Below are 12,069 nucleotides of genomic sequence, written 5' to 3'. Positions count from 1 at the left end.
CGATGAAGGTTAGTTTCCTTTGCCGGGAGAATCCGGCTTCTTCCATAAATTCCAGATCGGAAACCGCACAAAGGTATCCTTTAATTTTTTGAATTTCAAGGGGGCCAGAGGAGAGAAGTAAGGCTTCCCGAAAGATTCAAGCTTGCATAGATGGATGAACATGATGGTTAGTCCAAATGAGATTCCAATGAACCCGAACATTGACGCCATGATCATAAGTGGAAACCGGAGAATCCGCATCGACGAACTCATCTCGTTGGAAGGGATGAGGAAGGAGGAGATGGCGGTAAGGGCAACCACAATAATCATGGTATAGGAGACGAGTCCGGCTTTAACAATCGCATCCCCAATTACGAGACCGCCGACAATGCCGATAGTCTGTCCAACCCGGCTGGGCAGACGGAGCCCGGCCTCACGGAGCAGCTCGAATATCAACTCAAGCAGCATAGCCTCAACCAAAGGCGGAAAGGGCACTCGTGTCAGCGATCCCTGAACCGTGAAGAATAACTGAAGAGGCAGCACGTTCGAGTGAAAAGAGACGGTTGCGATATAAATGGCAGGAAGCTGGAAGGCGGTGATAAAGCTGATCAGACGGATAATCCGGACGAAGGAGGCAATCATCCAGCGGTTATTGTAATCATCAGGTGTCTGGTAAAAAGCAAAAAAACTTGCAGGCACAATCAATGCCGTCGGATCGCCCTCCAGCAGAATAGCGATTTTCCCTGTGAGCAGGTATGAACTAACATGATCAGGCCGTTCGCTGTTCAGATGCTGCGGGAAAATTGAATAGGGATTATCCTCCATATTTTCCTGAAGGAAACCGGTGGAGATCACAGAATCAATGGAGATGCTCTCAAGTCTTGATTCTACTTTCTGTACGGTTTCCGGTTGGGCAAGGCTGTGCAGATAGATTAGGGCTACTCTTCTGGGAGCGGTGCTGCCCAGAGTATAGTATTTAACTATGAGATCTGATGCATTGATCGCCTTGCGGATCAAATGCAAATTTACTGTCAGACTTTCGATAAATCCGTTGTGGGGTCCCCGAATGATTCCTTCGTTCTCAGGCTCAGTAATGCTCCGGTCATATTTGGCAGGCGCAGCAAGGATATAAAATTCCGGTTTGCCCTCCTGAAAATACACACAGCTTCCCTGAATGAGCCCGTCGACTCCTTTGGATAGATCTGTTTGCTGCTCATATTCAAGCGTGGTAAACAGCTCGTCCAGTTCCTTATGCTCCTGATGTTTGAACGGTATAATGATATTCCGTTCAATAAGCATAGGATCAACAAGGGACTCCAGATAGAGAAGAGTGCCGGATGTATTTGGGCCCCTCAGCGTTCTTTGCTTGAGATCGTTGGTGTTAAACAACGCTTCTTCTATATATTTAACATTGCTGGATAAGGATGAGGTTGAAGTTTGCGCAGTGGCAGGCATATAGGTCACCCGGCTTTCCGAAGTCATTTATCCGTACTGTTCCCGGAAGGTTTGTAAAATATTCCGTTATATTCGGGAACCCAGAGTGAGAGCAGTCACAAGATGAACAAGAGGGTTGTGATAGCTTGGAATTAAGAAGTCCAAGTTAGGAGGAGCTGTAGCTTGAGGGAACTAATTGGGAAGAGGAACTATGCCGATTCACCTTTTATTGTAATTTGGGAGGTTACAAGAGCTTGTGCCCTGAAATGCTTGCACTGCCGGGCAGAAGCCCAGTATGCGGCCGATCCCAGGCAGTTGACGACAGAGGAAGGAAGGGCGCTTATCGATCAGATCGCTGAGCTGGATAACCCCTTGCTGGTGTTCACCGGTGGAGATCCATTGATGCGTCCTGATCTGTATGACTTGATTAAGTATGCTGTAGAGGAGAAGCATTTGTCTGTATCCATGACACCGAGTGCAACGCCGAGAGTAACAAGGCAGGCGATCGGGCGGGTCAAGGAAGCCGGCCTATCCCGATGGGCCTTCAGCCTGGACGGTTCATCTGCAGCGATTCATGATCATTTCCGCGGGGCGAAGGGTTCCTTTGAGATGACGATGAACGGGATTAAATGGCTTAGGGAGCTTGAGCTTCCGATTCAGATTAATACGACGGTATCCAGGTATAATCTGCACGATCTTGAAGCGATCTCAGGTATCGTCCGGGAAATGGGGGCGGTGCTGTGGAGCCTGTTCTTCCTTGTTCCAACCGGCCGCGGGATGGTCAAGGACATGATTTCGGCGGAGCAGCATGAAGAGGTGATGAAATGGCTCGCGGGGCTGTCAGCGTCCATGCCCTACGGGATCAAAGCAACGGAAGCTCCCCATTACCGGCGGGTATATGTCCAGGAGATGAACCGGCAGCGGAGGGAACTTGGGGAAGGCCGGGCAGCGGCCAAGGGCCAGATTGCCGGAAAAAGGATGAATTATGGTGAAGCGGAGCCAGTAGTTAAAGCAGGGATCGGGGCAGAGATTGGAGCGGGAGCCTTACCGGGTGTTGGCACACCTGATGCCGGTGCCACCATACCGGTCGCAAAGCGTAGGGATGTGCTCGGGAGGGCGCCTCAAGGTGTGAACGACGGGGATGGATTTGTGTTCATCAGTCATATCGGAGAGGTGTACCCGAGTGGATTCCTGCCGGTGATCTGCGGGAATGTGAGGGAAATGACCCTGGGCGAAATTTATCGTCATTCCCCGGTTATGAAAGAGCTGCGTGACAAGAACCGGCTGAAGGGCAAGTGCGGCTCCTGTGAGTTCAAAGCGCTGTGCGGGGGGTCCCGGGCCAGAGCTTACGCAGTGACGGGAGATTATCTGGAGAGCGATCCCTATTGTGCTTATATTCCTGGAGAATTCCATAAAACGACTTAACTGCCAAGATGATGAGCGGATTAGATACCAGGATGATATGCGATTAGGGTTGTGATCATTATCACAATTTGCCCGGTTCCCCTATGCTAAGTTAAAAGCAAATGCTTGAATAAGGGGATAGCTATGGAGGCAAAAAGGATTGTTATCATCGGCGGGGGGATCAGCGGGCTCAGTGCAGCCTATTATTTGAAAGAGCGGTTTAAGGACAAGGGAGTCCCGCTCAAGCTGACGGTTGCCGAGCAAAGTGACAGGCTTGGCGGAAGAATCCGGACGCTCCGCCAGGACGGATATGTGATTGAGACCGGGCCGGACTCTTTTCTTGGGCGGAAAGTGGCTGCGCTCCATTTAGCCAAGTCCCTCGGGCTCGAAGAGGAGCTGACTGGAACGAACCCTTTGGCCCGGACAAATTATATCCTGCACCGAGGCAAGCTGCACACCATGCCCGCCGGCCTGGCTCTTGGCATTCCAACGCGGGTGGGACCCTTCATCAAGACGGACATGATCTCGCTGGCGGGTAAGGCAAGAGCCGCTATGGATCTTCTGCTGCCGCGAAGAAAGACCGTGGGCGATGAGGCACTTGGCGCTTTTATTGAGCGGCGGATTGGCAGAGAGGTGCTGGAGCGGCTGGTTGAACCGCTGCTGGCCGGTATTTATGCCGGAGATACGGGGAATCTCAGCCTTCAGGCGACCTTTCCACAGTTCCACGATATAGAACAGAAGTACCGCAGCCTGATTCTGGGTATGATCGCGGGAAGGACGGCTCCAGCCAAGACAGGCCCGGAGGAGCTTCCCGAAATTGCGAAACGAAGCATGTTTCTGACGTTCAAGAACGGGCTCTCAACTCTGGTCGAGAAGCTGGAGGAAGAGCTGTCTGGAGCAAGAATCCTTAAGAACTGCGGAGTTCGTTCTGTACTGCGTTATGAGAACGGATACCGGGTGACGTTGGAGAACGGGGAGGTCTGTGAGGCGGACGGAATTGTTATGGCCCTGCCCGCATATGCCTGCGGCAGGCTCTTGGAGCCGTTCCCGGCTGCGGACGTGTTCGATTCCATTCCGTATGTGTCTGTTGCAAATGTTGCGCTAGGCTACCGGGCGGAGGAGCTTCAGCATGATTTGAAGGGATCAGGCTTTGTGATTCCCCGGACTGAGGGGAGAATGATGACCGCATGCACCTGGACTTCATCCAAATGGCTTCACACAGCACCGAAGGGAAAAGTTCTGCTGCGTGCCTATATCGGCAGGGCGGGAGCCGAAGCTTCGGCCGCCATGGATGACCGGGAGACCGCGGCCCGGGTCAGGGAAGAGCTGAAAGAGATCATGGGCATCACCGCTGAGCCGGAACTTGCTGTGGTATCCCGGTTGCCGGAGTCCATGCCCCAGTATAGGGTCGGTCATAAGGAGCGGATAGGACATTTACGCGAAGCATTGGAGAGCCGGTATCCTGGTATGCTGATCTGCGGCTCCGGATACGACGGTGTAGGTATTCCAGATTGTATCCAGCACGGCAAGGCGGCTGCAGACCGTATGGCGGACAGGCTGCTTGTCTAAGCGCTTAACTCATTGAAAAACAGCGGCATTGTAGGACACAATATCCTAGAATGCCGCTGTATGTTTCAACTATAACGTTCCCCGTTAGTTACTACGCCTCATCTCTGCAGTTCCCAAAGGAGTTAATGTACAATAAGGACTGGACAGCTTGATAGCTGGGAAACCTTGTGACTGACACTTCCAAGCATCATTTCTTTGATGCCCCTTAACCCACGGCTTCCAATAATAATAAGCTGCTGCTCGGTATCCCTTGCATAATTTAATATTTCATGTGCAGGATCTCCCTTAAGATGAACGGTTTCCGCGTTAATCCCCGCAGATTCTAATTTAGATTTGGCTTGCTGCAACAGCCCCAAACTCGCTTTCTCCATTTCGTTTAATACTTCTTCCAAGAAATTCTCTGGTATATATGTCATGCCATTCGATACATATTCCGGGCTGACATTAACCAAGGTAACTCGGGTTTGTTTGTTTCGGGCTATTTCAACGGCTGCATCAAGGAGTTTGTTCGTGATCTCGGCTTTATCAATTGCCACAATAATTGTGTCAAACATATTTATTGTCCTTTCCGTGGCAGCTCATAACTATTTCGGCTGCCTACAAAACGGTTTCTTGCTGCTCCTATACCGAATAACAAGAGTAAGACCGAAGCGCCAAGCAGAATGAAAAGTGGCAGGTTCCAACTATTTGTGACATCATGTAAATATCCTATTAGGGCAGGTCCGACCGCAGCAAGAAGATATCCGATCGATTGTGCCATGCCAGACAGTTCTGCTGCTTGGTGCGCATTTTCAGTACGTAATCCGAAGAACATCATGGACAAACTAAAGGCGAAGCCTCCACCAATTCCAAGGATTATGATCCACAACAGAATCATATCGGAGCTTCCGTAAAGAAGCCCGAGTGTTCCCGTCAAAAGTAAAATGGTTGTGATGACTACTAACAAACGTTGGTTAGACATGCGTCCAGCAATAACAGGCACAATAAAGGTAAATGGGAGTAGAGCTAACTGCATGATCGAGAGGTACCACCCTGATTGGTTTGAGTCAATTCCTTGCTGCTTTAAAATTTCAGGCAACCATGCGATCAACACATAGAAAACCATAGATTGTATACCCATAAACAAGGTGACTTGCCAGGCAAGAGGGGAACGCCAAACATTCACATCGTTGCCGGCCATCTGTTGACTCGTCGTGGCTGTTTGCTTCTTTTGATTTCTTAATTGGGGCAACCAACAGAGGATCGATACAAAGCTTAGGATCCCCCATATTCCCAATGCTCCCTGCCATTTTAGCCCTGCGTTCACGGCTAGCGGCACACTCATACCCGATGCGATGGCCCCACATAAACTCATGGATATGGAGTAAACACCTGTCATGGAGCCAATTTTATTTGGGAAATCCCTCTTGATTATACTTGGCAGTAATACATTACATACGGCAATTGCGAATCCAAGAATGGCTGTCCCTATATACAGATTAGCTGCGCCAGATAAAGAACGTATTACTATGCCAATAGTAAGGAAGATTAGGGCAATCAAAATGATACGTTCAACCCCATACCTTCGTCCCAATTTCGGTACTAAAGGCGATAATAGAGCAAAAGCAAGCAAGGGTACCGTTGTGATCAGGCCTGCTAATGTATTTGAAATATGAACGTTATCCCTTATAAGACTCACTAAAGGACCGACTGAGGTTAAGGGAGTACGTAAATTGGCTGCAATAAAAATAATGCCGAGTATGATCAACCCTATAGAGGAGGGTACGGCTTTAGTTTGTTGTTTGTTCGGCATTTTTCATTGTCTCCTTCCTGAATTCTTACGTAATATTTGTTACCTGCTGATTGAAAAAAACTATGTTATAACATCCGCGCGAACAACAAAAGTATATTATAGTATACTGAATTTAACAAGAAGTATTTTATAATTCATCAAAACTCATCTGAAAACAAAAATACAACTCTGAATTCCCGTTATGGAATTCGAAGTTGTATTTAGGATGTGGAACTTTCAATTTTTAGAAGCCATACTTTAAGGATATATGCAGCACGGTTTCGCTATTCGTATGATTGGTATAAGAATGAGGACAATCTGCACGAAAACTGATCGTATCATATTGATTTAATGTGTAAAGCTCTCCATTGACTTGGATTTCAATGGAACCCGTCATGACTGTCGCGATTTCAGTTGTATTCTCGTGATGCCCTTCAGGGTGATACGAGCTATGTGGCTGTAAGTAAGCCCGACACATTTCAATGTCATTGCTTGCGTTTTTAAAGATAGGTTCAATAGTCCAATTTTTTTGATCGTTAGAAAACCGGAGTCCTTCGCCTGCCCGATATAAACTAACAGGGTCCTCTGTCTTGAACAAAGCCAATAGCGGTAAAGATATGCCTTTTGAAATTTTCCATATAATAGCCAAGGTTGGATTCGTATCGCCACGTTCGATATTTCCTAGAGTAAGCTTGCTTACGCCGGTTAATTCCGCTAAGTCGTCTAGGCTCATATTTTTTTCTTTTCTGTACTTTTTCAAGGCACCGCCGATTTGTAATACAATTTGTTTTGATTCATCGACTTCATCCATTTGATACTCACCTCAACAAATAACTTTATAGCTAGTATATTGTTTATTCAGACTCTTTTCCATACGATCGTTTAATCCACGCGGATTATCATCCTACCTTCCGGGTATTGCTTGAAGGTTTTTTGGTGTGAATTTACATTGATTTAATTCTGAAATTGCGGATATAATACAAACAAATGTTCGTATTTATAAAAGAGCTGATTCTGTTAAGGAGGAATGGAAGATGGCAGGCAAGCTGGAAGCGAATGGGCTGTGGGAATCCTCAAGAATGATGCTGCCGGAGCATAAGGAGGCGATTATCAGGGCAGGACGTGAGCTGAACCGGCGTATAAGGCCGATTATTGATGCCCAGGAGCTGGAGCTGATTGAGCGTGCCTTAAGTGAGTCTCTGCGGGGACACACCGCTGTAACCGTAAGGCTCTGGGGCGAATATGAGGATGTGGAGTTGCGGGGAGTTGTGACCTCCATCCATACACACAGCCGGGAAATTAAGCTGCAGCTGGGTCAGGACTGGCAGTGGATCAAGATCAGGGACATTGTAGGAGCCGCCACTTCCTGACAGTTTCATAAAACAAGCGGCCCCGGGTGCTGTAAGAGAGCACCTGGGGCCGCTTGTTTGTTATTCTTATGAATTAACGGGTCAGCCAGCCGCCATCCACACATAGAATATGCCCGTTCACATAATCGGAGGCGGAGGAGGAAAGGAAGATCGCAGCACCCTTAAGATCATCGGGTGTGCCCCATCTTCCTGCCGGAATCCGGTCCGAAATCGATTCATACCGGGCTGCATTCTCGCGGATGGCAGTGGTATTGTCTGTGCTCATGTATCCAGGAGCAATTCCGTTGATTTGCACGCCCCGGCTGGCCCATTCATTGGCCATCGCCTTGGTCAAGCCCGCAATCCCGTGCTTGCTTGCGGTATAACCTGGAACGTTAATGCCGCCCTGGAAGGAGAGCATGGAACAGATATTAATAATCTTCCCGCTTCCGCGACTGATCATATGGCCGCCTGCAAGCTGGGAGAGGAAGTGGGCCGTGCTCAAATTCAGATTAATGACATCGAACCAGTCTTGTCTGCTGTGCTCGGCTGCGGGGGTTCTGCGGATAATTCCGGCATTGTTAACAAGAATATCAATATGCCCGTTTAGGCCAAGAGCTTCTTGAAATACTGCTTCGAGCTGGCTGTGATCACTAAGATCGGCCTGAATATCGGCTGCTTGCACTCCGTAAGCACGGGCTTGTTCAACGGTTTCACGGCTTGAAGTTCTGGAGACGGATATGATATCCGCTCCTGCTTCAGCAAGCCCAAGTGCAATGCCCTGCCCAAGCCCGCTGGAACCGCCTGTCACAAGGGCCGTACGGCCTTTAAGATCAAATATGTTCATAAGGGTAACCTCCGTATTATGGCTGTAATTACCGAAGGCGCAATGGCTTAGCCTGCTATCCTTCGAGGTTTACCCCGGCGCTGCGGTACTGCTGGATTACTTCGGGAGAAAGTCCGTTATCCGTAATCAGAGCCGTCATCTCGGTCAGAGCGGCGAAGCTGCGCAGCGCGCTCTGGCCGAATTTGTGGCTGTCCACAACGGCATAGGAGCGGGCCGCCGTCTCGATCAGTGCTCTTTTGTAATCAATCAAATCCCCTGTGTACACCGAAAGTCCCTGCTCCAGATGAACACCGGTAGAAGAAATGAAAGCCTTGTTAATATTAAGATTGCGGATATAAGTGACGGCCTCCGGCCCAACCAGCATATTGCGTACCCGGTAACCGCCGGGCACGACGAGACGAATGTGTTCTTTAGGTGTCAGCTCATTGATAATATGAACGTCATTGGAAATAACGGTCAGCGGAAGCTCGGGGAGCTTGCGGGCAAGTTCCAGCAGCGTGCTCCCCCCGTCGAGAGCGATGATATCCTTGGGCTCAATGTGCCGGACCGCCCTTTCGGCAATCTGGCTCTTCTCGGCCAAATGCTTGACTTGGGATTCCGGGGTAGAGAGGATGCCGAACTGGTCACTCTGGGCCAGGATCGCTCCTCCATGCACTCGTCGGATCAGCCCCTGCTGTTCGAGCTTACTCAGATCATCACGAATTGTTTTGCCAGTGACAGCCAGGCGTTCACTTAGTTCGTTGACGGTAACTTCTTTCTCGTTGAGCAGTACTTCCATGATTTTTTCGAATCGTCGAATTGAATTCATTCTTGTCCATCCGTTCTATGTCAAATCTTTTGCTTTTATTTTAAGTCTTTCATAGCCACGCCGTCCATATCCTCGAAGACTTGATTCTCTCCGGCCATTCCCCAGATAAAAGTATAATTGCTTGTACCTACTCCGCTATGAATGGACCAGCTTGGTGAAATAACGGCTTGTTCGTTGCGCATAACAATATGTCTTGTCTCCTGTGGCTCACCCATCATATGGAACACAGCAGCATCCTCCGGCAGGTTGAAGTATAAATATACTTCAGAGCGGCGGTTATGCGTGTGAGCCGGCATGGTGTTCCACATATTTCCCTTCTCCAGCATGGTCATGCCCATGACCAGCTGACAGCTCTGAATGCCTTTCTCATGAATAAAACGGTACAGGGTCCGTTCATTTGAGTTCATGATATCTCCCAAGTGCATATTGAATGCGTCATCTGGTCCGGTTTTGGCAATCGGATAGCTGCGGTGTGCAGGTGTGGAGTTGAAGTAGAACTTAGCAGGCTGTGCGGCATCCGTACTTTTCATCACAACTTCATTAACACCAAGGCCAATGTACAGGCATTCCAGCGGCTCTAATACATAATCGGTACCATCTGCGGTGATGATGCCTTGTCCCCCTATGTTGATAATTCCAATTTCCCGGCGCTCCAGGAACGAATCCGCCCCGATATCTTTGGCATCGGCTTCAAGCACAACCTGCTGGTGTATCGGATAGGCACCTCCGACGATAAAGCGGTCAACATGCGAATAGACTAGGTTTAACTGCTCAGGAGCAAACAAACTCTCGATCAGGAATTCCTGGCGCAGACGCTCTGTGTTGAATTGCTTGACTTCATTGGGATGGGAAGCATAACGATTTTCCATGTTTTTAAAATCTCCTCTGTGTGTTTTGTTTTTCTTTTTTGTTCATTTTCGTTCATATTATATTATTTTTGTTTGTAATTCAAGCGAAGTGGAAGTAATATAAACCAAAAAGAGAGTGATGAGGGTTTAGGGGGAAGTCCCGGTCTTCGGTGCTCTAATTTTTGTAATGTACAAAGGAGAAATCGCAGATGGAATCATTTCATTCGAAATTATCAGAAAGCCCGGAGGTAGTAACTTTTGGCGAATCCATGGCACTGCTGATGCCTCAGGGCCCTAAAGGGCTGGAATATTCAGCTGCCTTGGACTCCTCGTTCGGCGGGGCGGAGAGCAATGTAGCCATCGGCTTATCGAGGCTCGGCCATAGGGCAGGCTGGTGCGGTAGGCTCGGGGATGATCCATTCGGACGAAAAATTCTCAGAGCGATCCAAGGGGAGGGTGTAGATGTGTCCCGTGCTTCTTTGGCCGCGGATGCGCCTACAGGATTTATGATGCGCGAGCAAATCCGGGGACGGACCTCGGTGCATTATTACCGTAAGTATTCGGCGGCAAGCCGGATGATTCCCGAACATCTGGATGAGGAGTATATCAAGCAAGCCTCGGTCCTTCACCTGACTGGAATTTCCATGGCACTCAGCCCTTCTTGTCTGGACACGGTTCTGGCGGCCGTTGACATAGCCAAGAAGAATGGCGTTAAAGTCAGCTTCGATCCGAATATCCGGCTTAAGCTGTGGAGCGCCGAAGAGGCGCGGCGCATTATTCTGCCGCTGCTTAGGAAAGTCGATTATTTCCTTCCCGGTTTTGATGAGCTGAAGCTGCTCTATCAGACGGAGTCCATGGGGATGATTCTCCGTTATCTGAACGAGCTGTCAGCGATCACCGTCATTAAGGGAGGGCAGGATGAGACCCTGCTCGTTGAGGAAGGGCTGATTACTCCGATCCCTTATTACAAGGTAGATCATGTGACAGATACGGTCGGAGCGGGAGATGGCTTCTGTGCAGGCTTTCTGTCAGGTCTGTTGGAAGGAAAGACGGCGACCGATGCGGTTAAGCTCGGCAATTTGGTTGGAGCTATGGTGATTCAAGTGACTGGAGATTGGGAGGGACTGCCGCTGAGAGAAGAGGTCAGGGCGTATATGGATGGCTTGGAGCATGTGGAGCGCTAAGCATATTTGTGATTCCGGGACGAGAGACGGATTGAATTAGGATAAGACTCCGAGTCCCGGGCGAATGGAAGACATAATCATTGTGTTTGTAAACATGTCGAGAAGGGGAAGAGGATATGAAAAAAATACAGGTGCTTCAAGCGATTACGGGATATGGGGTCGTAGCAGTTCTGCGGGGGGATTCTCCCGAGCAGGTCGTAGAAATGGCCGGGCAGGCCATCGCCGGGGGAATCAAAGTTATCGAGGTCACGCTTACGGTGCCGTTCGCGCTGCAGGCCATCGAGGAGCTGGCACGCAGGTACAGCTGGAACGCGAAGGATGAGGGGAATCGGGCGATTATTGGGGCGGGAACGGTGCTTGATCCGGAGACGGCCCGGGCTGCTACCTTAAGTGGAGCAGAGTTTGTCGTAGGCCCGTCTCTGAACCCGGACACCGTAAGATTATGCAACCGGTACGGGGTTCCGGTGATGCCTGGTGCCATGACCGTGAAAGAGATCCAGGAAGCGCTTGAGCTGGGCGTTGACATTGTAAAGCTCTTCCCCGGCAATCTGTATTCACCTTCCGTGATTAAAGCGATTCAGGGTCCACTGCCCCAGGCGAATCTAATGCCGACCGGTGGGGTATCGCTGAACAATCTGAAGGAGTGGGTGAATGCCGGTGCGGCAGCTGTGGGGATCGGATCAGATCTGACCACGGAAGCCGTCTCGACGGGGGATTACACCCTTGTAGCCAAGAAAGCATCGGAGTATGCGCGAGCTTTCCGGGAAGCAAAAAACGGAGCATAATGACGCTTCCGTACGCAGCTTTCTTTACTCGGTCTGCCGCTCATGAAGGTGGCAGACCTTACTCTGTTGGAGGGCCGCAGGCTAGCGGATG

General features: G+C 49.6%; 12 protein-coding genes. 5 read left to right on the top strand and 7 right to left on the bottom strand.

Annotation, left to right across the window (positions count from 1 at the left end):
- Positions 1–9: 9 nt before the first annotated feature.
- Positions 10–1,461, bottom strand: coding sequence for a spore germination protein (locus BN6628_RS18620; protein WP_068619866.1), 1,452 nt, complete (start codon positions 1,459–1,461; stop codon positions 10–12).
- Between the two features lie 135 nt (positions 1,462–1,596).
- Here BN6628_RS18620 and BN6628_RS26710 point away from each other — a divergent pair, with 135 nt between their 5' ends.
- Together BN6628_RS26710 and hemY are read left to right on the top strand one after the other, a co-directional pair.
- A complete protein-coding gene (locus BN6628_RS26710; protein WP_082926975.1) occupies positions 1,597–2,838 on the top strand; it encodes a radical SAM protein in 1,242 nt (413 codons plus the stop codon).
- Between the two features lie 123 nt (positions 2,839–2,961).
- Complete coding sequence (gene hemY / locus BN6628_RS18610; protein WP_068619865.1) at positions 2,962–4,386, top strand: protoporphyrinogen oxidase; 1,425 nt, start codon at positions 2,962–2,964, stop codon at positions 4,384–4,386.
- A 122-nt stretch (positions 4,387–4,508) separates the two neighbouring features.
- Here the strand turns inward: hemY and BN6628_RS18605 are convergent, their stop codons facing one another.
- The 3 genes from BN6628_RS18605 to BN6628_RS18595 all read right to left on the bottom strand — a co-directional run bounded on the left by BN6628_RS18605 (position 4,509) and on the right by BN6628_RS18595 (position 6,968).
- Complete coding sequence (locus tag BN6628_RS18605) at positions 4,509–4,940, bottom strand: universal stress protein (protein ID WP_068619864.1); 432 nt, start codon at positions 4,938–4,940, stop codon at positions 4,509–4,511.
- A gap of 2 nt (positions 4,941–4,942) precedes the next feature.
- The gene (locus BN6628_RS18600; RefSeq protein ID WP_068619863.1) at positions 4,943–6,178 is read right to left on the bottom strand and encodes a CynX/NimT family MFS transporter; all 1,236 of its coding nucleotides are present in this window, start codon (positions 6,176–6,178) and stop codon (positions 4,943–4,945) included.
- Between the two features lie 223 nt (positions 6,179–6,401).
- Positions 6,402–6,968, bottom strand: a complete 567-nt coding sequence (locus BN6628_RS18595) for a helix-turn-helix domain-containing protein (RefSeq protein ID WP_068619862.1) — start codon at positions 6,966–6,968, stop codon at positions 6,402–6,404.
- 223 nt (positions 6,969–7,191) lie between these two features.
- Between BN6628_RS18595 and BN6628_RS18590 the strand changes: the two genes are divergently transcribed.
- Positions 7,192–7,527, top strand: coding sequence for a YolD-like family protein (locus tag BN6628_RS18590; RefSeq protein ID WP_068619861.1), 336 nt, complete (start codon positions 7,192–7,194; stop codon positions 7,525–7,527).
- A gap of 73 nt (positions 7,528–7,600) precedes the next feature.
- Here BN6628_RS18590 and kduD read toward each other — a convergent pair whose 3' ends face one another.
- From kduD to kduI, 3 genes are read right to left on the bottom strand one after another with little or no spacing between them, the layout of a single operon-like run.
- Positions 7,601–8,353 carry a 2-dehydro-3-deoxy-D-gluconate 5-dehydrogenase KduD gene (gene kduD, locus BN6628_RS18585; protein WP_068619860.1) on the bottom strand — a complete coding sequence of 251 codons (753 nt, stop codon included), beginning with the start codon at positions 8,351–8,353 and terminating at the stop codon, positions 7,601–7,603.
- 55 nt (positions 8,354–8,408) lie between these two features.
- The gene (locus BN6628_RS18580; protein ID WP_068619859.1) at positions 8,409–9,161 is read right to left on the bottom strand and encodes a DeoR/GlpR family DNA-binding transcription regulator; all 753 of its coding nucleotides are present in this window, start codon (positions 9,159–9,161) and stop codon (positions 8,409–8,411) included.
- Between the two features lie 35 nt (positions 9,162–9,196).
- The gene (kduI, locus tag BN6628_RS18575) at positions 9,197–10,030 is read right to left on the bottom strand and encodes a 5-dehydro-4-deoxy-D-glucuronate isomerase (protein WP_068619858.1); all 834 of its coding nucleotides are present in this window, start codon (positions 10,028–10,030) and stop codon (positions 9,197–9,199) included.
- Positions 10,031–10,218: 188 nt separating this feature from the next.
- Here kduI and BN6628_RS18570 point away from each other — a divergent pair, with 188 nt between their 5' ends.
- Entirely contained in the window at positions 10,219–11,193 is a 975-nt protein-coding gene (locus BN6628_RS18570) for a sugar kinase (protein WP_068619857.1), read from the top strand.
- Positions 11,194–11,309: 116 nt separating this feature from the next.
- Positions 11,310–11,978 (top strand): bifunctional 2-keto-4-hydroxyglutarate aldolase/2-keto-3-deoxy-6-phosphogluconate aldolase, encoded by a 669-nt coding sequence (locus BN6628_RS18565; protein WP_068619856.1) that lies wholly within the window; start codon positions 11,310–11,312, stop codon positions 11,976–11,978.
- Positions 11,979–12,069 lie beyond the last annotated feature (91 nt).

Source organism: Paenibacillus tuaregi (genome assembly GCF_900086655.1).
Classification (GTDB): domain Bacteria; phylum Bacillota; class Bacilli; order Paenibacillales; family Paenibacillaceae; genus Fontibacillus; species Fontibacillus tuaregi.
Note: the sequence above shows the minus strand (reverse complement) of the source record. Positions and strands in the feature narration are given on the sequence as shown.

What these genes read in the sequence shown, in the direction of transcription:
- BN6628_RS18620 (WP_068619866.1), bottom strand. Translation starts at nt 1,461, where the DNA reads ATGACTTCGGAAAGCCGGGTGACCTATATGCCTGCCACTGCGCAAACT.
- hemY (WP_068619865.1), top strand. Translation starts at nt 2,962, where the DNA reads ATGGAGGCAAAAAGGATTGTTATCATCGGCGGGGGGATCAGCGGGCTC.
- BN6628_RS18605 (WP_068619864.1), bottom strand. Translation starts at nt 4,940, where the DNA reads ATGTTTGACACAATTATTGTGGCAATTGATAAAGCCGAGATCACGAAC.
- BN6628_RS18600 (WP_068619863.1), bottom strand. Translation starts at nt 6,178, where the DNA reads ATGCCGAACAAACAACAAACTAAAGCCGTACCCTCCTCTATAGGGTTG.
- BN6628_RS18595 (WP_068619862.1), bottom strand. Translation starts at nt 6,968, where the DNA reads ATGGATGAAGTCGATGAATCAAAACAAATTGTATTACAAATCGGCGGT.
- BN6628_RS18590 (WP_068619861.1), top strand. Translation starts at nt 7,192, where the DNA reads ATGGCAGGCAAGCTGGAAGCGAATGGGCTGTGGGAATCCTCAAGAATG.
- kduD (WP_068619860.1), bottom strand. Translation starts at nt 8,353, where the DNA reads ATGAACATATTTGATCTTAAAGGCCGTACGGCCCTTGTGACAGGCGGT.
- BN6628_RS18580 (WP_068619859.1), bottom strand. Translation starts at nt 9,161, where the DNA reads ATGAATTCAATTCGACGATTCGAAAAAATCATGGAAGTACTGCTCAAC.
- kduI (WP_068619858.1), bottom strand. Translation starts at nt 10,030, where the DNA reads ATGGAAAATCGTTATGCTTCCCATCCCAATGAAGTCAAGCAATTCAAC.
- BN6628_RS18570 (WP_068619857.1), top strand. Translation starts at nt 10,219, where the DNA reads ATGGAATCATTTCATTCGAAATTATCAGAAAGCCCGGAGGTAGTAACT.
- BN6628_RS18565 (WP_068619856.1), top strand. Translation starts at nt 11,310, where the DNA reads ATGAAAAAAATACAGGTGCTTCAAGCGATTACGGGATATGGGGTCGTA.